We start from the raw sequence: 20,566 nt of genomic DNA on the forward strand, positions 1-20,566 counted from the left end.
AACGGTGGCTCAGGTGAATGTTTGGTCGCACAAACATCTTTACCTGAAGTCACCGTTCTTTTTTATCCGGGCTCCCCGGACTTCCGCGAAGAACCATTTTCATCTCCAGCGAATCCGGCGTGATGACGCCGCCGGAAATGGTGCATTACGGCGTGACCAAGTCCTCGCAACTGGCGGTGTCGCGCGGCATGGCCGAGCTGACCAAGGGTACCGGCGTCACCGTCAACGCGGTGCTGCCCGGACCGACGCGCTCGGAAGGCATCGTCGAATTTCTGCAGAAAGTTGCCAGCCCCGGCGTCAGCGCGGCCGAGGCGGAACACGAGTTCATCGAAAAGCATCGCACCAGCTCGCTGCTGCAACGCCTGATCGAGGACCACGAAGTCGCCAACCTGGTCGCCTATCTCGCCAGCCCATTGTCGGCGGCGACCAATGGCGCCGCGCTGCGTGTCGAGGGCGGCCTGCTTCGCTCGATCGTCTGATCGACCTTGGTTCGGGCCGATACGTTGCAAAAAAAAAGGGTACAGAATCACCGAGTGACTCTGTACCCCTGTTTGCCGACCCGGAGCCTTCCGTGTCAGCGCTGCCAATACCTCAACGCGCGCCTGCGGGCACGACGGCGTCCGTGGCCCGGATATCCGCATCGTCGAGATGTTCGGCCTTCCAGATCATGGCGCGGTGGATGCGATTCCAGCCGCTCGGATGATCGAAGAACACGAACTCCTCCACCGTGCCTGGGTGCATCTTGCGATACTCGGACAGCTGCACGGCCGCCCGCGCGAAGCCGTCCGGCTCGCGTGCGGCATTGAGGCCAAACGCATCGGCCTCCGCCTCCATGCTGCGCGTAATCGTGCTGTTCACCGGCGTCATGAAGAACATGAAGATCGCGAACAAAGCCGCCAGTAGCGGCAGCCCGGCCACATCGCCGGCGCCGCGAATATCCCAGCGCGCACCCCGACGACGCTCAACCCAGCCAAAACTCCAGTACACGAAGGCAAATCCAAACACGATGATGACGGCGAAATACAGGATGCCCTTGTACTCATGGTTGAGCACGTAGTGACCCATCTCATGTCCCAGCACCGCCTTGATCTCCGCTGGCGTACTGCGGTTCATCAGATTGTCGTTGAGGCTGATGCGCGTGGTGCCGAACATGCCGCTGACATTGGCACTGATGCGCTTGCTCTGGCGGGACGCATCGAACCAGTACACATCGGTGGCGGGGATGCCGTTGGCGCGCGCCATCGACAGGATTTTCGCCTTGAGCGGGCTATCCGGCAGCGACTTGTAGGTGTTGAAGATCGGCGCGATGTACACCGGCTCGACCGTGCCAAGAAATACGACAAACAGGATCGACACCGCGGCACCCCATAGCCACCAGCTGCGGGTGGCCTTGCGGATCACCGCATAGATGATCACCAGCGCGATGGTGCCCAGGATCAACCCGACCAACAGCTCTTTTGCCTGATCGCCGAGCCACTGCATCAGGTTCTGGGTGGACAGTCCGTACTGGCGTTCGCGCACGAAGTTTTCGTACACGTTCCAGGGCAGGATCAGCAACGTCGTCAGGATGATGTATTGCACTGAGTAGATCGCGGTTTGCAGCCAACGCAGGCGCGTCATGCGCTCGGCGAGGTTGCGCATGCGTGCCGACAGCCGCGTGCCGAGCAACAACCAGGCGATGCCCAGGGCCCACAGGCAGTCCCACAGGATCAGCCAGTAACCACCTTCGAAGTACGCATCGGATTTCGCCCGGGCTGCCGGTGACAGCTCATCCATGTAGGCCGTGGTGGCGGTATCCACATCGAAGTGCGTCGCGATGCTGGGTGCTGCTGTCGCGCTGGCTGCTGGCGCGGATTCAGGCGTCTGGATGGCCTGAACAGAGGTCACACCCAACGTCAGGACCGCCAAAAAAAGGATGGCAAGGACACGCTTCATATACGACTCCCCCGGTTGAAGTTGTCCAAACGTAGCGGAACCGGGTGACCGCCGCCAGCCGGCCACCCTCGGCATGTTGGCTAGCGGACGAATCGCAGGCACTTGCCCGGACGACCAAACCGGCGCATAACGGCGGCCGCTGCATACCTGCTGGTTTTATGCGCGTGTCCAGGGGAGGCCGATCATGGATCAGGCAAGGGAAACTCGGGCGCCGCGCCGCAATATCCCCGCGCACGAGCAAGCCGCGCTGGCACACCGGCGAAAACTCAACAAGATCGATCTGGAAAAGCCCGCTATCGGGCTGGCGCTGTCCGGTGGTGGCGTGCGCAGCGCCACGTTCTGTATCGGTCTGCTGCGGGCGCTGGCTAAAAACGGTGTGCTGCATCGCTTCGACTACCTGTCGACGGTATCGGGAGGCGGCTATGCCGGCTCAGCATTCGGACGTCTTTTCAGTCCCAAGGTAAGCCCGGCCGACGTCGAGAAAGGACTGGCCGATGATGGGTCGTTGCTGCTCTGGTGGCTACGCAGCAATGGTCGCTATCTCGTGCCCGCTGGCGCGCGCGATCTGTTGCAGACGTGGGCCAGTCAACTGCGCGGCTTCATCGCAACGCAGTTCGAGGTCACCACGCTGCTCGGGCTGTTGTCATGCCTGATCGTACTGCCCCATATGCTGGGCCACCGATGGGATGCCTCCTCCGTGCTGCTGCTGCAAAGCACCCTGTGGTGGGTGTTGATGTCGATAGCGCTCTGGGCGGCGATCGTCACGGCTTTCGTCTACTGGTGGTCGCGCGACCCCGGCGATGGCTCCGCCTGGGGGGATGTCGTGATCTGCCTGAGCACATCGGCGATGGCCGTCTATCTGCTGGGTCCGATCTTGCTCACGACCGATGGCGGTCAAGGCAAAACCGTGATGGTGGTGCTCGGCAGCATCCTTCTGGCCGTGCCCGTGGCCAGGATATGGTTATTGATCCGCGGCACGCACCCGGCTCAGGACCGGGTTCACTACACGATCGAACTCAGCACGGCACTGAAGTATGTCCTGCTGTTTTTTGCCCTGGGCATGGCTGACCTGATCAGCTGGTTTCTGGCGGATCAGGTCGGACAAGGCGCAGTGCACAGCTCGGTGCTGACCAGCGCCGGACTCGCCGCCATGCTGGTCGCCGTCGCCCGCTTTGCGCTGCCCATGCTGCAGTCACGCGTCGGCAAGACCAGTCTTGCCCAGCTTCCCCTCGCCTTTATGGCGAACCTCTGCGGCCTCATCCTGATCGCGCTGCTGGTGTTGTTCTGGCTCAGCGCGTTGCAGTACTTCGTGTTTATCGCGCGGCTTTCGGCCATCAATACCTGGATGCACTGGTTGACTGCCATCTTTCCGGGCATCACGCACGTATCGGCGGCCGATACATGGCTGCGCTGGCTGACGGTGTGGATCCCTTGTCTTGCCTATGTCTGCCTGACCGGCAGCAATCTGCAGCTGATCAATCGCTCGTCGCTGCATTCGTTTTATCGCTCGCGGATTGCGCGTACCTACGTCGCCGTAGGCAACAGTCCGGACGCCGAAAAGAAAGAAGGACCAACTCGCTTCCAGGTATCGCCGCTGGCACCGAAGAGCCCCGGCAATGCCGACAAGGTAAGGAAGCTGACGGAACTGCTGGACGGCGACGATATCGATTTGCCCAGCTACGTCCCGCACGCCTACGGCGGACCGATTCATCTGATCAACTGCTGCATCAACCAGACCATCGACGATCGCACCGATACCTACAATGCCGACCGCAAGGGTATTTACCTGACCGTGAGCTCGCTCGGGCTGGAGACCGGCACCAAGCTGCCGCAATTGCACGAAGCGAGCACCAATCCGCTCAAGGACAACACGCTGTCGGAATGGATAGCGATCTCCGGAGCGGCGGCCGGTTCGGGCATGGGATCGTTGACCCGCACCGGCACCGCGGCGATGTTTTTCCTCAGCGGCTTCCGCCTCGGTTACTGGTGGCGCAACCGGCTCAACATGAAGAATTTCTGGTGGTCGTACCTGGGCAAGTCGCGCGCCGCCATGCAGGAAATGCTGGCCCGTTTTCCGGGACTGCAGAGCCCGGTCTGGTATCTGTCCGATGGCGGTCACTTCGACAACAGCGGCGTCTACAGTCTGCTCAAACGCGAGCTGGGGCTGATCGTCCTGGCCGATTGCGGCGCGGATCCAGCCTATGTGTTCGCCGACATGGAGAACCTCATCCGCAAGGCGCGCATCGACCTGGAGACGACGATCGATTTCATCGATCCGGATAGCCTGCCAATCGGCATCGGCGAAGCGCTTTGCGATCGCTTCGGCACTCCCGACAGCATCATGCCCACTCCGGGCAATCAGCACCTGCTGCTCGCGCGGATCACTTATCCGAGCGGCGCGTCAGGTTGCCTGCTGGTGGTCAAGCCGCGGCTGTACTGCGAGCTACCGCTGGATGTTGCCGGTTATGCCGACCGGCATCGCGATTTTCCGCAACAAAGCACGGCCGAACAGTTCTTCGACGAATCGCAGTGGGAAAGCTACTGCCGGCTTGGCGAAGTGCTTGGCATGTCGATCGACGCGCGCTTGCTCAACGTGCTTCCTTCGCTGGCGGTAAACGGTACGATCACCCGCTCGAGCGCGGTCTCCGACGAAGAGCAGAAAAGCACGCTCACGCGACGCCAGCGTGTCGGTGCAACCATCGGCGCCTCACTCAGTTTTGGCGCGCTGGCAACAGTCGCCATAAGCGCCTGGCAAGCCTGGGATTCGCATCTCCAGCAAGACCAGAGTGGCCAACGGCAGCTCAATGCCACCCAGCGCGATGCCGACACGCTGCAAACCGAGCTTGAAGCGAACGCTCCGTATAACGCACAGATGCACGTCAAGCTCTACGCGCTGCTGCAGGAGTTCGACGCTGCCCGAAACCTGGAGGGTTCGGCCGCGGCCGTGAACGAGCTGGCCGACACCCTGAATCGAGCGTGCGGGCATCTCGACAAGGCCAATCCACTGGCGGAGCGCTGCCTGACGGATTACTCCGCGTTGCGGGCGGCGGCGACGGCTCCGTCGAGCTGGCAAAAGTCCATGCAGGACTACCTGAGCGCGACACCGAGCTCGATCTTCCCCGTCACCAGCTTGTTCCCATCGATCGGACACAAGCCGCCAGAGAGTATCGCCGAGACATCCAGCGCGCCTGCACCGGGTGCAGCCGCTCCTGCTACGACCCAGGTCATGAACAGTGCGGCTCCGGAAGTCAGCGAGGCGCCGTCGCCACCGCCGCCGCCAGCCGAACCCGTGCCAGAAAACGCACCGCCACCCCCGCCCGAACGCGCGACAAAAAGCGCGCCTGCGGCAGCTGCACTATCCCAGGCTGCGCTCGACACGATCGCCCAGGCCTGCAAGGGAACGTCGCTTGCGCAGCCCCAGCAGCTCATTGTCTACACACACATCTACAGCAATAGCCAACTCGAGACTGCCACGAACCTGCTTCAACAGTTCGGCAAGTTCGGCCTGACGACACCCGGCATCGAAAACGTGTCCACGACGGCCGCACGCAAAGGCCGCGGAGCGCTCGCGGCGTGGAACAAGCCGGTATTCCTCTACAGCAGCTTCAACGATCAGGCGCAAACCTGCGCGCGTTCCCTGGCCAGCTGGCTGGGTACTCAAGGGGGATTCCAGAGCGCGACACCCGCCGCGATACCGCTGCACATGCGACTACACGGCGACCCCAACGTGATCGAGTTCTGGATCCCCGCTCCCGGCAATCAACCATCGCCTTGAGCATGCTCCGGTGGGCAAAGCTCAATCGAAACGCGAACAAACTTCACCCTGCGTCGACCACCGAAAATCTAAAAGAACACTCGTCACTCCTAACCCGCAGGATTGACGGGCCTGTGCGAAAAAACCTGTGGGAGCGACTTCAGTCGCGATTGCCGGAGAAGCCCAACGTAGTGCAATCGCGACTGAAGTCGCTCCCACAAGACCGCGCACAGGGTGCGCTCCTACACCCGCGCGAATCGGCTGGGCTTCGTTGCTGGCCTCTCCGGCCACGGCAGATTCTGAGCGCACTTTCCCACCGATCCCGAGCACTCCCCGCGTGAACGATGAAGTCGCCTATCCCCGCTTCGCCAGCCGCGGACGCACATTCGTCTACGTATTGCCATGCCGCAATGAGGACATCCTCAAGGTCGGTTTCTCGCGCGATCCGCTGGAGCGGATGCGTACCCTGCATCCGCGCTTTTTCGAGTTCTTCGACCTCGAGCGGGCCTTGCTGATCGAGACCGACCACCTGCGTGATGCCCGCCGCATCGAACGACTGTTCATCACCCGCTTTGTCGACTACCAGGCACCTGCGCCGTTGGTCGTGCCACGCGCGGCCGCCGGCTACACCGAGTGGTATCGCGGCATTTATCCGATGGTGACCGAACTCGCCCGAGGCGAGTGCGAGCAATCCGCGCTCACCCTGCACGCTCCGTTGTCCACCTGGCTGCGCGAGCGCTTCGGTGAATGGAGCGACCGACTGTTCGACTGGTCCGCGCGGATGCTCGAGATGATCGAGTACGAACGCTTCAACGTGCCGCTCGAGGAAAATACCCAGCGCGGCGAAAGGGCGCTAAGCCATGTGCTCGACGCCTACACCGCGTTGGGAGTGGACGTGCAGCCCCTGGTACCACGTGCGGTGTGGAGTTGGTATCAGAGTCGGGACGCGCTTGCGTTCGGAGCGCCCGTGTTGAAACGATAGACCACCGGACGCGCGTCCCTGGACCATGATGTACGGGTTCGTTGGCTGGCGCAGATACGAGGTAACTTTCCCCACGCCGTGACGAATAACCGGAGTATCCACACACAACCATGATCCGCCCTGCCTTGCGTATCGGCTGGAGAGCCATCGTCATGACAACCCGTTCACTTTGGAAATTCCTTCTCGGCGCCTTCGCGCTGTTTGCCATCGGCGAGGCTGCTTTCGCGCAACGCCCGCCTGCCCCAAGCCCTCTCGTGGTCGTCGAACTCTTCCAGAGCCAGGGCTGCTCGTCCTGCCCGCCAGCCGAGGCCAATCTCAATGCGATCGCGGGAAAACCGGGCATTCTCGCGTTGTCCTTCGGCGTCACCTACTGGGACAGCCTTGGATGGAAAGATACGTTCGCCACCGAGGCCTACACCGACCGGCAATGGGCGTATGCAAAGCATCGCAAACGCGACAATGTGTGGACACCGCAGGTCTACGTGAACGGTCACGCCGACTTGGTCGGCAACGATCGTACGCAGCTCGATCAGGCTATCGCCCATGCGAATTCGCAGGGGCCGCAACTGAGCTGGGAGAAAGACCAGCTGCTGGTAAGCGCCGGCAAACCCACGGCCACCTGTGACGTGTGGCTGGTGCGCTACGACCCGCGAACGATCAACGTCGCGATCGGCGCGGGCGAGAACAGTGGTCGCACGCTGCCGCATCGCAATGTCGTGCGCGAGCTGGTGCATCTGGGCACTTGGGATGGAAGCCCGCAATCATTCGCCGTGCCGCCCTCAGCGCTCAAAGGCCTCTCGACCGCGGCACTGGTTCAGGTCAAAGCAGGCGGCGATATTCTCGGGGCGTCCATGGACTCCGCTACGCGCTGACGAACGTTGCTGTCCGCACCGTGTGCGCGCGCAAAATCAAGGGCAAAAGGCAAAGGCGCCAAGGCCGGCCTCAGTGACTTTGACCCTTGTTTCCAGGTACCTTCAGACGCGACCGGCGCTACAATCTGCAGTCTATGGCGCAGTCATGCCGGCATGGTGACGTCAGCACCGATGCGCAATGCATCGGTGACGAGGAACGCGTATCCGCTATACCTGCAAGGTCCCCCACGCGCCGGCGACGGCGTCATTACAGAGAGTATTCACGGGTAGGACGAGGTAGCCGGTTCCGCAGCCGCGGCGGCCCGGAACTACAGCTTGCACGCCGCATCCCCTGTCTGCAGTGGAGTGCATCCTCATGCCCATCGACGAAGCAAAACTCAACGCATTTCTCGGCAAGGCTGTCGGCGATCTCGGTGCTGTCTTCAGTGCGGCCCTGGTCACCCTTGGCGATGAGCTCGGCCTGTACAAAGCGCTCGCCAAGGAAACACTGACCCCGTCCCAACTCGCCGAACGCACGAATACCAACGAACGTTACGTGCGCGAATGGCTGGGAAACCAGGCCGCCGGTGGCTACGTCGATTACGACGACGTAAACGGCACGTACCGGCTCAACGAGGAACAAGCCTTGTGCCTGGCCGACCCTGAAGGTCCGGTCGATCTTCCGGGCGCGTACGAAGTGGCGCAGGCGCTGTTCCATGCCTACCCGCGTGCCCGGGAGAACTTCCGCACCGGCGCTGGCATGGAATGGGGTGAACATCATCCATGCCTGTTCCACGGCACCGAACGCTTCTTCCGCGCCGGTTACAACGCCAACCTGTTGACCTCGTGGCTACCGGCGCTGGACGGCGTGGTCGAGAAACTGGAACGCGGCGCACGTGCAGCCGACATCGGCTGCGGCCATGGTGCCAGCACCGTACTGATGGCCAAGGCATTCCCCCAGTCGGAATTCATCGGCTACGACTATCACGCCCCATCGATCGACGTGGCCCGCAAGCGCGCAGCGGTCGCAGGCGCCAGCAACGCCCACTTCGAGCAGGCCGATGCGACCAACTACCGCGGTCGAGAATTCGACCTGATCGCGTTCTTCGATTGCCTGCACGACATGGCCGCCCCCAATGAAGCCGCCCGCCACGCGCGCGAAGCGTTGCACCCCGATGGCACCTGCATGATTGTCGAACCGTTCGCCGGCGACAGCACAACGGAAAATATGAACCCGGTCGGTCGTGTGTACTACGCCGCCTCGTCGCTGATCTGCGTGCCCGTGTCGCTGGCCCGCCACGGACCCGCGCTCGGTGCGCAGGCCGGCGAAGCGCGTCTACGCAAGGTGGTGGTCGATGCCGGCGGGTTCACCCGCTTCCGCCGCGCTGCCGAGACGCCGTTCAACATCGTGCTGGAGGCACGGGCCTAAGCCAGGCGGGAATTCTCCCGACGACAACACTGCACTCACCGGCGATAGCCGGTTCAACTCTTGGCCGCGCCAGGCACTCCCGGCGCGGCATTTGCGCCAGTAGCCGGGACGCAGAGGACTCTAGCTACCCAGCAGTGACCGCTGAAACAGGCCTTGATTGCGGGGCGTTCGACGAGGTTCACAACTGGTTTCCGCGAACCCGCCATACTGTCGGGTTGCCATGCCAAGACAGCGTGACCCTATGCACATCGGTATCGATTTCGGCACCAGCTACTCGGCCGCCGCGGCCATCATCGACGGCGAGCTGACCCTGGTGCGTTTCGGCGACGCCGAGCAGTTCCGCACGGCGGTGTTTTTCCCCGAGCTGGTGCCGGACCCCAACGCGTTTGAACTGACTCCCGCACTGGAAGCACAGCTGGAGAACCAGCTGCGCCTGGCCAGGAGCGGTGAGCGCCAGCAGGCCGCCGCCGCCGCCGCGCGCGGGCAGGCACCGGTGGTGCGTAGCGAAGGTGAGCTGCACCGCGAAGCATTGCGCGTGGTACGTCGGCAGTGGATGGAGGAACAGACGCGCGCCGCCACCGCTTCGGTCGCCAGTTTCCAGCACGCACTGTTCGGCGAGGACGCGGTGGAAGGCTATCTGGAGAGTGGTGGCGGCAATCTGATCGAGTCGCCGAAGTCGATGTTCGGCTATCGGCTCGACCCGCAGGTGCGCAAGGTGATCGTGCATATCGCTACGCATATCATCGAGCACATCCGCCTCACCGCCAGCCGCCAGTTCGGTGTGCCGGTGCGTGGCGCGGTGATCGGGAGGCCGGTGGAATTTCGCAGCTCGATGGGCGCGCAAGGTTCGCAGCAGGCGATCGAGATCCTGCGCGAAGCGGCCGCCGTGGCTGGCTTCGACAGTGTGACGTTTCTGGAAGAACCCGCCGCCGCCGCGATGCACTACCACAAGAGTCTGCAGCAACGGCAGTACGCGCTGGTGGTCGACATCGGCGGCGGCACCACCGACGTGGCCCACGCACAACTCGGTGGCGGTGAAGCGCCACGCATCGCGCGCAGCTGGGGGCTACCCAAGGGCGGCACCGATCTCGATGTGAGCGTGAGCCTGCACAGCTTCATGCCACAGTTGGGCAAGGATCAGATCAGCATGCCTGCGCATCGATTCGTTGATGCGGCCAGTGTGCACAACCTGCCCAAGCAGCGCGAGTTTCGCCAGCAGAACTATCGCCTCGTCGACGAACCCTACGGCTCGCGCCTGCGCGCACTGCAGGAGCCCGGAGCCACGACGCGCCTAAATCAAATGGCCGAGCGCAGCAAGATCACCTTGAGCACGTCGGCAAGCCACCGCGCCGAGCTGGACTTCATCGAACACGGCCTCGCGGTCGAACTCAGCAGCGAAGACTTCCACACCGCGATCGAAGCATTTCTCGGCCAGATGGAACGCACCCTAGCGACTGTACGCAGCGATCTGGACGAACTCCCTGCCAGCATCTTCCTCACCGGCGGCACCTCACGCTCGCCGCAAGTCAGCGAGCGCGTGCAAGCCTGCTTCCCGGAGATCCCGCTGGTGCAAGGCGACCCCTCGCTGGGCGTCGTGTCGGGGCTCGCGGTGGCGGCCAGCGAGGTCACCGTTTCACTGCGCGGGGCGATTTAACCACGTCCGCCGCCCTTGCCGATTTTCACGTGATCAACTGTCGTCACGGCTCAAGCGAGGCCGCGTAGGCAGCCGCCGCAATCATGTCTCTGAGCGTGAGGTGCAATACCTCCTGCTGCATCGGCGCCGCTGCCTCACCACGCCGGTTACCCAGCGCGAACTGCACCAGTTGCCGCGTGATATAGGTCGGCGAACGGCCAGCCAGCGGCGGGATATTCGCCACCCCACGTAGATCCGCGCCGTGGCATGCCGTGCAGGCAATGGTCTCGCCCGCGCCGGTTGACACCAGCAAGCGGCCGCGTGCGATGCTGCCCGGCGGCACGTAGGCGACGAAGCGCGCACGTGCGTCGCCCATTCTCACATCCTCTGCATTCACCGGCAGCTCGATCACCCGATCACCAATCGCCTCGATACCTCCGCCCATCGCGGGTACCAACATCCATGATTCGATGTGCGTCTTGGGCACCCACGCAGCCTGGATGATTTGGGCCCGGCCCGACGCCAGGCGCAAGCGGCAGAAATACGCGGCCGCCTGCTGGAGATCCGCATCGCTGACGCTAAGTGCCTCGGCATGCATGTCGCCATTCGCGCGCGAGCCGTCGCCAAACGCCTTCAGCTGCTCGAGGATGTAGCCGGCAGGCAGTCCGGTCAACGATGCGGTGTGGGGCATCCCTGCGCCGGTGGGCGCATGACATCCGGAGCACGGCACGGCCTCGCCGCGGCCCGTGATCACGATTTTCGGCATCGGCGGATGATCCTGCGGCCACCAGTCCGGCACTATGTGCGTGAGCTGTTCACGGCTGTAAGCGTGGGGGCTACCGGCAGACGTAGCAAAGCCTTCGGATCAGTGGGCGGGCTGCGCGCCTACAGCGCTTTCTCCTGGGCGTCGTCCCACGGAGTCGCCAGCCAGTTCATCGCCGCGCGCATTTGCGCGCGAGCGTCCTGCGGTGCATCTGCGGACGCTCCGCGCGCCGGCATTGCCGCCAACGCCACAAACATCCAACATCCGGCCTGCACCGTCCGAAGACGCACTTTCATGCCACACCCCCGTTGACTGCAGTCCTAGCCGCCGGCAACGCCTGGCCGCACCCAACCCTCACGGATGCCGATCATACGTCCAACCCCAAGGGGTACCTACAAAAGGAGACCGATGCAATCAGCTTGAATCAACTACATCCGCCCTCTTTGATGGCGGCCATTCCATCAACTGGCATTCGTCCACGTCGACTCGATGTCGACTTTCACTGCGTCATCAACAGCCGCCGCGAGAACGCCATGCATGTCGTGGACGCAGCCGTGCCGCATGCCAGCGAAATCACCGTCATGGCGAAACGTCGCCGTCCAATTGACGCGGCCTGCGCTCGCCGGCTGGTAGTCGGCTTCGTAAGTGAACCCGTTGCTGGTCTTGCCGGAGACATTGCTCATGGCTAAAGCCTCATGGCGTGATTGAGCGACCAGCATAGGCCTTTGCAAGAGCGATAGCGCCTGCTGCGACTGGCGAGCTCAGCAAGCTGTCCCTATCGGAGGCGCTCGTTATCGGTGGCGTTGGTTTGACCACCCTCATCTCGCCCATTGATCCGGCCCGCAAATAGCTTCCCGAATGCCCTTCGACTCCGCTGCGCTACGCTCAGCGTCTGCCCCGGACTCGATCCGGGAGCGAACGGCTCACAAGTGATATTTGTGGGCCTGATCAAGCACGACTCGCCAACTCCCGCGTAAGCCAGTCAATGAAGACGCGCACGCGTGACGAGAGTTGCCGGCTATGGGGATAGAGCAGCGAAACCGGTGTCGGCGCCGGTGGATATTCGGCAAGCACTTTGACGAGGATGCCGGCCTTGAGGTCGGCGTCGATGTGATAGCGCGGCATCTGGATCAGGCCCAGACCGAGCCTGGCAGCAGCGGCATAGGTTTCGGCTGCGGTCACGGTAAGCGTCGCGGGTAGAACGACGTTGCGCCGCTCGCCGTTGATCAGGAATTCGAGGGGCAAGGTCGTGCCTGTGGCCGACGACATGAAGCCGATCGCGACGTGTCCGTGGAGATCGTCGAAAGTGGCAGGCGTGCCGTAGCGAGCAAGGTAGTCCGGGCTCGCGCAGGTGACCTCCTCGAGCAACGCGACGCGTCGCCCGACCATCGCGCTGTCTTTCAGATCACCCGCACGCAGTACGCAGTCCACACCCTCGCGCACCAGATCGACCAGCCGATCACTTTCGCCCAGATGCAGCTGCAGATCCGGGTACTCCGCCAGGAACGCAGGCAACGCAGGCAGCACGAAATGACGCGCGAGCGTGCCGTGAACATCCACCCGCAGCAGCCCTCGTGGCTTCGCATTGCTGAATACCGCTTCGGCATCTTCGACTTCACCCAGGATGGCGACGCAACGTTTGTAGAACGCCTCGCCGTCCAGGGTCGATCGAACGTTGCGCGTGGTTCGCTGAAGCAGTCGTACGCCCAGCCGTTTCTCCAGTTCTTTGATCGCCTGAGTGGCCGTCGAGCGGGGCAACTCCAGATCCTGCGCAGCCTGCGTGAAGCTTTGCCGCTCCACGATTCGGGTGAACAACCGCATGACGTCCAGACGGTCCATCTGCGCCTCCTATTGTTCGCTCACAACGAATAGTGTTGCCAATTTAGCAGAGATTATTTGCTCATGGCGAAAGCCTAAAGTCTCGCCACATACCGGCATAGGGCCGGTCGGAGAAATCACATGAGCAAGCAGAATCAGCAAGTCGCCCTGGTCACCGGCGCATCCCGCGGTATTGGTGCGGCCATCGCGCAGCGTCTGGCCCGCGACGGTTTCACGGTCATCGTCAACTACACGGAAAGCGCGGAACCGGCCGAAGCGCTGGTCCGCACCATTCAGCAGGCTGGCGGCCAGGCATTGGCAGCGAAGGCCGATGTGAGCAGCCCGACGGATGTCCGCCGCCTGTTCGATGCCGCGGAAACAGCTTTTGGCGGCGTGGACGTCCCGGTGAACAACGCCGGCATCATGAACCTGGCGAACATCGCCGACGCCGATGACGCGTCGTTCGATCGGCAGATCGCAGTGAACCTGAAAGGCACCTTCAACACGCTGCGTGAAGCCGCCACACGCCTGCGCAGCGGTGGCCGCATCGTGAACTTCTCATCCAGCGTCGTAGCCCTGCTGCAACCGGGCTACGCGGTCTATGCCGCCACAAAGGCCGGTGTCGAGGCGATGACCAGCGTGTTCGCCAAGGAGCTGCGCGGGCGCGACATCACGGTCAACGCGATTGCACCGGGGCCCACGGCCACCGACCTGTTCCTCAAGGGCAAGCCAGCAGAACTGGTTGAGCGCCTTTCCAAACTGGCCCCGCTGGAACGCCTTGGTCAGCCCGAAGACATCGCCAACACGGTGGCCTTCCTCGCCGGTCCTGATGCCGGCTGGATCAACGGTGAGGTGTTGCGGGCCAACGGCGGAATCATCTGAATATCCTGCGCCGCATCACGAATGCGGCGCTCACCCGAACCACAGGAACCTCATCATGAAACAGTTCATCGTCATCACCGGCGCATCCAGTGGATTTGGTGCACTCGCCGCCCGCGCGCTTGCCCACGCCGGGCATACGGTCTACGCCAGCATGCGCGAAAAGCACCGGCCGCAACGCGCCGCAAGTCGAAGAAGTGAACAAGTATGCTGCGGAACATCACGTGGATCTGCGCGCCGTCGAGCTGGACGTTGCCAGCGAAGCATCGGCTAATGCGGGTATTCAAAAGATCCTCGCCGACTGCGGACGTCTGGACGTCGTTATCCACAATGCTGGCCACATGTCGTTCGGCCCGGCCGAGTCGTTCACGCCGGAACAGTTTGCCCAGCTCTACGACGTCAACGTGCTCAGCACACAGCGCGTCAATCGCGCCGCCCTGCCGCACCTGCGCAAACAAGGTCGCGGCCTCGTGGTTTGGGTTTCCAGCAGCAGCACGCGCGGTGGTACGCCACCCTATCTATCGCCGTATTTCGCGGCGAAGGCGGCGATGGATTCACTCGCCGTCAGCTACGCCAGCGAACTCACACGCTGGGGTATCGAGACCTCGATCATCGTGCCGGGCGCGTTCACCAAAGGCACCAATCACTTCGCACATTCGGGTTCGCCGGCCGACAAGGATCGCGCCGCCGAATACGACAACGGACCTTACGCCGGCGTCCCAGACCAGGCACTCAAAGGTCTCGCCGCGCTTGAACCGGCCGATGCCGATGCGAAATCAGTCGCCGACGCCATCGTAAAAGTCGTCGACATGCCGTTCGGCAAGCGCCCGTTCCGCACACATATCGACCCCTCCGAAGATGGCGCGGAAATCGTCAACGGTGTCGCCGATCGTGTGCGCGCGGAGATGTTCCGTCGCATTGGTCTTGAGGATCTGCTGCATCCGCGGGTGAATAAGCTTTAACAAGCTGTGACATCGGGGCGTTCGTTGGGCAAGGTGGAAGGGAACCCTTGCCGCCTTGTTCCCGTCTCCCACTGTCATGCGCGACAGCAACTGCGCAGTGCTGAATACCATGCGATACCGAGCCTGAGCCGCTTATCTGCGCTTGTCTTATTTTGCCGAAGCCACTCGATTGCGCGCGACCCAGCGCGCTATGTCATCGCTTGTCAGTGGCTGCCCCGGTTTGTGCATATCGTGGCCTGAAGATATGGCAATCAACCTGCCTTTGCCATCGACGAGCGCGAGCGTGGGTAAAAACCATATATCGAAGTCATGCGTGAACAGAACGGCGTCTGGCGCAACGCGCCAATTGAAACTCCACTTCTGGGAGAACTCACTGATGTACTCGACCGGATCCGAAGTCACTGCCAACGTTTGAATATCACCATGCGTGGCCTTGAATGCATTTAATGCAGGAATCTCTTCAATGCACGCACCGCAATCGACGCCAAAGAAATCTATGAGGGTCACGCGGTTTGCGAACACCTTGCCCGTCAGCCGCATCCCATTGACTGAGGTCACATCAAGGTCGGGAATCTTTTCACCCAAAACAGCAATGCTCGCTCGACCGGCAGGAAGAGGGTGCAGCTCCAGAGGCTTGCCAATCGTCAGGACGGCGATGTTTCGATGCATGGTTCCTAGCAAGTAGGACGATTCCCCCTGATCAACGCGTCGGAGAAATTCGGCACCACTCATTCGCCTACCGTCAGGCTGACGGAATACAAGCCGGACGCTTGGAGCAAGCCCAAAATCATGACGGATTGCATCTTCATTGGCCCAGTGAACGCCGGCGAATGCTGAGGCCACTGCAGAGCATGCCACTGAAAAAATAATTAGCTTCAGCCAATTAACCATTTCAGCCTCACTTGGCGGCAATCACGAGTTGTTACTTCTACACCGCCAGCCCATGACGTTCAATCGATCGGTTAACGCCATTTCGCCCCCGTTGCCAGCGGCCGAATCATGATCAGCGCAAACGAATCCCGGTCATGCTCGACAACACGCCATCGCGACGAATCAGTCCGTGATAGAGCGCCGCACTCATGTGCGCCAGAAACGTCAGAAACAGCAGCACGGCCAGCCACGCGTGCGCGTGACGCAACACGGCGAACGCGACGGGGCTGACCGGAAAGATCGGCGGCAGACGCAGCGATTCGCTCAGCATCACCGGATAGCCGCCGGCCGAGAGCATGGCCCAGCCGATCAACGGCATCGCGAACATCAGCGCGTACAGCAGCCAGTGAGAGGCCAGTGCCGCCACCTTCTGCAACGGCGGCAGATCCACGGGCAGCGGCGGCGGTGGATGGCGCAGGCGTACGGCCAAGCGCACCACGGCCAGGATCAGGATAGCGATGCCCAGTGGTTTATGGATGCGGATCAGCCAGTCGTGACGTTCGGATACCGACGCCACCATACCGACGCCGATGAACAACATGGTCAGGATCATCGCCGCCATCAGCCAATGCAGCACGCGCGCGGCCAGCGTGAATTGGGCCGAACTGGAGTAGTTCATAACTTGGTCTCCGGCTTCGGAAGCGCGGCGGCGGTGCCCGGCAGATGGGCTTCCTCGCTGGTACGACGCAGATAGGAAGTGGCATACGCGGCCGAGCGGGCGGGCAACAGCGGATCGTCCGAAGCTTCAATGCCGGCCGGAAGCACGAGCGGGTCGTAATTGATGTCGCGGCAGGGGCCACTTTCCTGCGGCTGGGTGCTTTCGAGCACCAGCGTACCGGCATCGATATCGCGGCGATCGGACGGCCACGCTTTCGTCGCGTCGTTGGTGGGGTCACCCGGATTGGCGAGTGTCACCAGCAGATGCCAGCGCAGCGGACCCTGCGCGAGGCGGCGCGTCAGGTCAGCGTCCAGATAATCCGTACCACTGGGAGTGGCCGCATCACCCGCGGCGTCGGTGGACTCCGGCTGCATGCGCCAGCGCACCGGATGGCGGACGCCATTGGCATCGACAAAGACAAACGCATTCAGGCTCAGATAGCCCTCGGTAGCAAAACTCGCCGAAGGCTTGGCCGTCTTTACCCAGCCAAGGAACGCCGCGGCTTCCGGGTGCGAAGCGAAGAATGCGCCTACCTTCGCCCCGTCTGGCTTGCCCGTGGCCGGATCGGGCTGTTGAGCTTTCAGCAGATCGTAGAAAGCTTGCGGGGTAGTGACCGGAAAGACCGGCATGCTGTTCATGCCCGTTCGCCATTGCTGCCCGTTGGCCAGTGCAAAGCGCAACGCCATGCTGCGAAACGGTACGCTGCTGTCCGATGCATAGGGATCGCCGGCGGGAACCGCAAAGCGACCCACCACCGGTGTGCGACCGGGCGCGAACACCTGTGCATCGGAATAGGTCTGGGCCTGGCCACTGCTCAGGAAATAACCTGTCACGCAGACGCCCTTTGCATGGTTGCGGCGATAGCCCGGAAACACGCCAGCATTGGCCTGCAACTGATTTATCAGCCGCGCAGGCGTCAGTCGCTGTGGTGCCAGCCAGCCACCCACATAGCAGAAGGCGACAACGGTCACTGCCACCACCGCCCCGATGACAGCGAATCGCCCGATAAGGGCTGGCCCGGTGAGCCTGGCGGGCTTGCCCGACGGCGTGGGTACGAGGGGATCGTTCATGGAATCTGCTCCCGGTCAGTCATGCCCTCTTTGTCGGGCATCATGACATCAACATCATTACCTGAACGTTGCCGGCGCCGACCTCCTGGTGAACAGCCGCTGGCTTATCGAGGTGCGCGCAGGGTCGAGTCGCGCAAAGCAGCCTCGTGCTGAATTTCATCCAGGCAGGCGGTCCCTTCGGAGTCCGATGCGCCATGTCCCGGGCGATGCATGCCGGTCGGCGATATCGCGGCATCTGCCATACCATCCTTGCTGCCATTGACGTCGGTAGAGGCGATTGTGCTCATGGTTCAGCCCTGAAAATTTTCAGCATCATACTGATTATTGATTGGGGCGAAATAGACATGGGATTCGGTCTCGCGGGGTGATCACGAGATAGTTGCCCGGTCCCCTCACCTGCGCGCCCGGCCGCAACGCTGACTCGATATGCGGGATCAAACCTTTACGGCCTTCACTCGATCGTACGGAAAGTGGGCGTAGCGTAAAAGAAGTTGGGTCCACAAATCGTCCCGACTTCCAGGGTTCGCGCTCCCCGCTCCGGTTAGCGCTACTCATTCGAGCGCCATTTCGCCGAAGGAGAAATGCATGAAGATCCTCATGGTACTTACCTCCCACGACATTCTGGGAAACACCGGTCGGAAGACCGGCTTTTGGCTGGAAGAGTTTGCTGCGCCTTACTATGTTTTTACCGATGCGGGGGTCTCCGTCACGGTGGCGTCCCCGAAGGGCGGCCAGCCTCCCATCGATCCCAAGAGCGACGACCCCGACAATCAAACGCCGGCGCAAACGCGCTTCAAGGCGGACAAGGCGGCGATGGCCGTGTTGGCCAATACGGTGCGCCTGGATTCGGTCTCATCCAAGGATTTCGATACGGTGTTTTATTCCGGCGGCCACGGTCCGATGTGGGACCTTGCGGAAGATCCGGTTTCCATCAAATTGATCGAATCGTTTTACGACAGCGGCAAGCCCGTCGCCGCCGTCTGTCACGCGCCAGGTGTACTTCGCCACGTGAAGTACAAAGGGGAGCCCATCGTAAAAGGGAAACGCGTAACGGGCTTCACGAACACCGAAGAGGAGGCAGTTCATCTGACCAAGGTGGTGCCGTTCCTGGTCGAAGATGAGTTGCGGCGTCTCGGTGGATTGTTTGAAAAGAAAGATGACTGGCAAAGCTTTGCCATCATCGATGGACGTCTTGTCACGGGCCAGAATCCTGCCTCCTCCGAGGCAACAGCGAAGGCGCTGCTCAGCATCATGAAATAAGTGGGAAGCAATCGTGCGGCGTTGTGTACGCCGCAACGTAGGTTGGGGTGAGCGCCAGCGATGCCCAACACTCTCGCAGCAAGGGCGTTGGGCATCGCTGGCGCTCACCCCAACCTACGCCGCTAAAGAACGCCGTGCGCCGGCCTTCGTTGGTACGCGACTTAAGCCCCTGCAGGGTGCGCCAACGCGAAATCGATCGCCGCACACACCGCGGCCACCTGGGCGGCGTTGCACTGCTCGGCCGTGGCGCGTGGGCTGTCGGGATAGACCTCGGTGGTGGTCTTGTAGGGGGCATCGGTGACACCTCCGCAGAGTCCGAGCTTTGCCAGCGCGTACTCGATGACACCGGGCGAGACCATGGGTGAACCGATGATCTCGCCACGACTATCGGGCGGAGCAATGTGGGTGACTTTCGCCACCGCCTCGATGATGGCCCGCTGGAACTCGGGTTGCGGATGCGCACTGTCGTCGACCAGATAGAAGCCGTCGGGTATGACATCTGGTTCGTAAGCCAGGCCATCGCGGGAGGCCAGCGCCGGGCGAAATTCGGACTCGTCGCTATCGGTGGTTTCGTGCAGGTCTATATGCACGAGAACGCGATCGCGGAAGGGCGCGACCAGGCGCATGAGGGCGGCCGACTCCTGCGCCGGACTGTTCTCGCGAAACGATCGGTTCGGGTCCACCGCATTCGCGTTCCAGCGATGAATCCGCTCATACGCCCACGGGCTGATGCACGGCGCAACGATGAGGTTCACCTTGCCGGCATAGTCCAGCGCATGCTTCTGGAGGAATTGCAGCGCGCCGTGCACGCCGCTGGTTTCATAGCCATGCACGCCGCCCGTCACCAGCACACAGGGCAGCTCGTCGCGCCAGTCGCGGCTCTTGATCGCGAATACCGGATAGCTGTCGGGGCGGTAGTCCAGACGGCCGTACTCGGATACATCGAAGCGCGAGCCCAGCGTCTCGATCACACTCAGCACGTCGCTTGAGTAACTGCGCTTGATGGTTTGCCGCGCTCGCCATTCCGCCACTTCTGCTTCGCCCCAGGGGCGTCCGGGTGTGCCGATGAGATAGGGGTTTGGGGTCATCATCGCGTTGCTCGCTTCGCTGTGGCATCGGGAGTAGCGAAACACTTTAGCACCGGACCGACATGCCGACAGCTGCTGAGCGCGATCGTGGATCCGTTCTGTTGCACCGAAAGTGGCAAGGAACATGGCTTCCCGAATGCCCTTCGACTCCGCTGCGCTACGCTCAGGGCGAACGGTTTGTACGTAGGCTATAAATGCCCTTCGACTCCGTTGCGCTCAGGGCGAACGGTTTGTACGCAGGCTGTCGTGTTCCTCCCGATGCGACCGAACGAGGTAGCCTCTTCTTGGCGAGCCTTCGGAGGCGCATTCACCGAGCGATGCCAAGCTTTGCTCCTCCCCCTGCTTGCAGGGGGAGGTTGGGAGGGGTGAAGCTTTTGATCTTGTGGGCGAAGAGCAACCCCACCCCAGCCCTCCCCTGCAAGCAGGAGAGGGAGAACAACTGCACGCCACGCTGACCTCTGCACGGCCCTCAAGCGTAGGTTGGGGTGAGCTCCAGCGATGCCCAACACTCTCGCAGCAAGGGCGTTGGGCATCGCTGGCGCTCACCCCAACCT

General features: G+C 62.2%; 18 protein-coding genes and 1 pseudogene. 9 read left to right on the forward strand and 10 right to left on the reverse strand.

The features are described 5' to 3' along the window. The first annotated feature begins 101 nt into the window (after positions 1-101). Positions 102-479 carry an SDR family oxidoreductase gene (locus tag HDE77_RS18915; protein WP_343206140.1) on the forward strand — a complete coding sequence of 126 codons (378 nt, stop codon included), beginning with the start codon at positions 102-104 and terminating at the stop codon, positions 477-479. Between the two features lie 112 nt (positions 480-591). Here the strand turns inward: HDE77_RS18915 and HDE77_RS18920 are convergent, their stop codons facing one another. Then, positions 592-1,935 carry a M48 family metallopeptidase gene (locus tag HDE77_RS18920; protein ID WP_221444375.1) on the reverse strand — a complete coding sequence of 448 codons (1,344 nt, stop codon included), beginning with the start codon at positions 1,933-1,935 and terminating at the stop codon, positions 592-594. Between the two features lie 184 nt (positions 1,936-2,119). On the opposite strand from HDE77_RS18920, the gene HDE77_RS18925 reads away from it, so the two are divergent. From HDE77_RS18925 to HDE77_RS18945, 5 genes are all read left to right on the forward strand, one after another. Further along, positions 2,120-5,710: a patatin-like phospholipase family protein gene (locus tag HDE77_RS18925; protein ID WP_184419478.1), complete on the forward strand. Its 3,591-nt coding sequence runs from the start codon at positions 2,120-2,122 to the stop codon at positions 5,708-5,710. A 316-nt stretch (positions 5,711-6,026) separates the two neighbouring features. Then, positions 6,027-6,671 (forward strand): GIY-YIG nuclease family protein, encoded by a 645-nt coding sequence (locus HDE77_RS18930; protein WP_184419479.1) that lies wholly within the window; start codon positions 6,027-6,029, stop codon positions 6,669-6,671. A gap of 125 nt (positions 6,672-6,796) precedes the next feature. Then, positions 6,797-7,543 carry a DUF1223 domain-containing protein gene (locus HDE77_RS18935; protein WP_221444376.1) on the forward strand — a complete coding sequence of 249 codons (747 nt, stop codon included), beginning with the start codon at positions 6,797-6,799 and terminating at the stop codon, positions 7,541-7,543. A 355-nt stretch (positions 7,544-7,898) separates the two neighbouring features. Continuing rightward, on the forward strand, positions 7,899-8,951 hold the full coding sequence (locus HDE77_RS18940; protein WP_184419480.1) for a class I SAM-dependent methyltransferase: 1,053 nt from the start codon (positions 7,899-7,901) through the stop codon (positions 8,949-8,951). Positions 8,952-9,192: 241 nt separating this feature from the next. Then, positions 9,193-10,605, forward strand: a complete 1,413-nt coding sequence (locus tag HDE77_RS18945; RefSeq protein ID WP_184419481.1) for an Hsp70 family protein — start codon at positions 9,193-9,195, stop codon at positions 10,603-10,605. Positions 10,606-10,648: 43 nt separating this feature from the next. Here HDE77_RS18945 and HDE77_RS18950 read toward each other — a convergent pair whose 3' ends face one another. From HDE77_RS18950 to HDE77_RS18965, 4 genes are all read right to left on the reverse strand, one after another. Beyond that, positions 10,649-11,350, reverse strand: a complete 702-nt coding sequence (locus HDE77_RS18950; RefSeq protein ID WP_184419482.1) for a cytochrome C — start codon at positions 11,348-11,350, stop codon at positions 10,649-10,651. 119 nt (positions 11,351-11,469) lie between these two features. Then, complete coding sequence (locus HDE77_RS18955; RefSeq protein ID WP_184419483.1) at positions 11,470-11,643, reverse strand: hypothetical protein; 174 nt, start codon at positions 11,641-11,643, stop codon at positions 11,470-11,472. 165 nt (positions 11,644-11,808) lie between these two features. Continuing rightward, complete coding sequence (locus HDE77_RS18960) at positions 11,809-12,030, reverse strand: TonB-dependent receptor (protein WP_184419484.1); 222 nt, start codon at positions 12,028-12,030, stop codon at positions 11,809-11,811. A 265-nt stretch (positions 12,031-12,295) separates the two neighbouring features. After that, a complete protein-coding gene (locus tag HDE77_RS18965) occupies positions 12,296-13,186 on the reverse strand; it encodes a LysR family transcriptional regulator (RefSeq protein WP_184419485.1) in 891 nt (296 codons plus the stop codon). A gap of 120 nt (positions 13,187-13,306) precedes the next feature. Between HDE77_RS18965 and HDE77_RS18970 the strand changes: the two genes are divergently transcribed. Together HDE77_RS18970 and HDE77_RS18975 are read left to right on the forward strand one after the other, a co-directional pair. Continuing rightward, positions 13,307-14,047, forward strand: a complete 741-nt coding sequence (locus HDE77_RS18970; protein WP_184419486.1) for an SDR family oxidoreductase — start codon at positions 13,307-13,309, stop codon at positions 14,045-14,047. Between the two features lie 55 nt (positions 14,048-14,102). Further along, positions 14,103-15,006 (forward strand): annotated as a pseudogene (locus HDE77_RS18975) (SDR family oxidoreductase). Between the two features lie 147 nt (positions 15,007-15,153). Here HDE77_RS18975 and HDE77_RS18980 read toward each other — a convergent pair. The 4 genes from HDE77_RS18980 to HDE77_RS18995 form a co-directional block, all read right to left on the reverse strand. Further along, positions 15,154-15,897: a TlpA disulfide reductase family protein gene (locus HDE77_RS18980; RefSeq protein WP_184419487.1), complete on the reverse strand. Its 744-nt coding sequence runs from the start codon at positions 15,895-15,897 to the stop codon at positions 15,154-15,156. Positions 15,898-16,009: 112 nt separating this feature from the next. After that, complete coding sequence (locus tag HDE77_RS18985) at positions 16,010-16,555, reverse strand: cytochrome b/b6 domain-containing protein (protein ID WP_184419488.1); 546 nt, start codon at positions 16,553-16,555, stop codon at positions 16,010-16,012. Next, a complete protein-coding gene (locus HDE77_RS18990; protein ID WP_184419489.1) occupies positions 16,552-17,664 on the reverse strand; it encodes a catalase family peroxidase in 1,113 nt (370 codons plus the stop codon). The genes HDE77_RS18985 and HDE77_RS18990 overlap by 4 nt, the downstream gene beginning before the upstream one ends. A gap of 104 nt (positions 17,665-17,768) precedes the next feature. Then, positions 17,769-17,951, reverse strand: a complete 183-nt coding sequence (locus HDE77_RS18995; protein ID WP_184419490.1) for a hypothetical protein — start codon at positions 17,949-17,951, stop codon at positions 17,769-17,771. Between the two features lie 298 nt (positions 17,952-18,249). On the opposite strand from HDE77_RS18995, the gene HDE77_RS19000 reads away from it, so the two are divergent. Next, positions 18,250-18,924, forward strand: coding sequence for a type 1 glutamine amidotransferase domain-containing protein (locus HDE77_RS19000; RefSeq protein WP_184419491.1), 675 nt, complete (start codon positions 18,250-18,252; stop codon positions 18,922-18,924). Positions 18,925-19,085: 161 nt separating this feature from the next. Here HDE77_RS19000 and HDE77_RS19005 read toward each other — a convergent pair whose 3' ends face one another. Then, a complete protein-coding gene (locus HDE77_RS19005; protein ID WP_184419492.1) occupies positions 19,086-20,015 on the reverse strand; it encodes a M14 family metallocarboxypeptidase in 930 nt (309 codons plus the stop codon). Between the last annotated feature and the right edge of the window lie 551 nt (positions 20,016-20,566).

The organism is Rhodanobacter sp. MP7CTX1, assembly GCF_014205795.1.
GTDB lineage: Bacteria > Pseudomonadota > Gammaproteobacteria > Xanthomonadales > Rhodanobacteraceae > Rhodanobacter.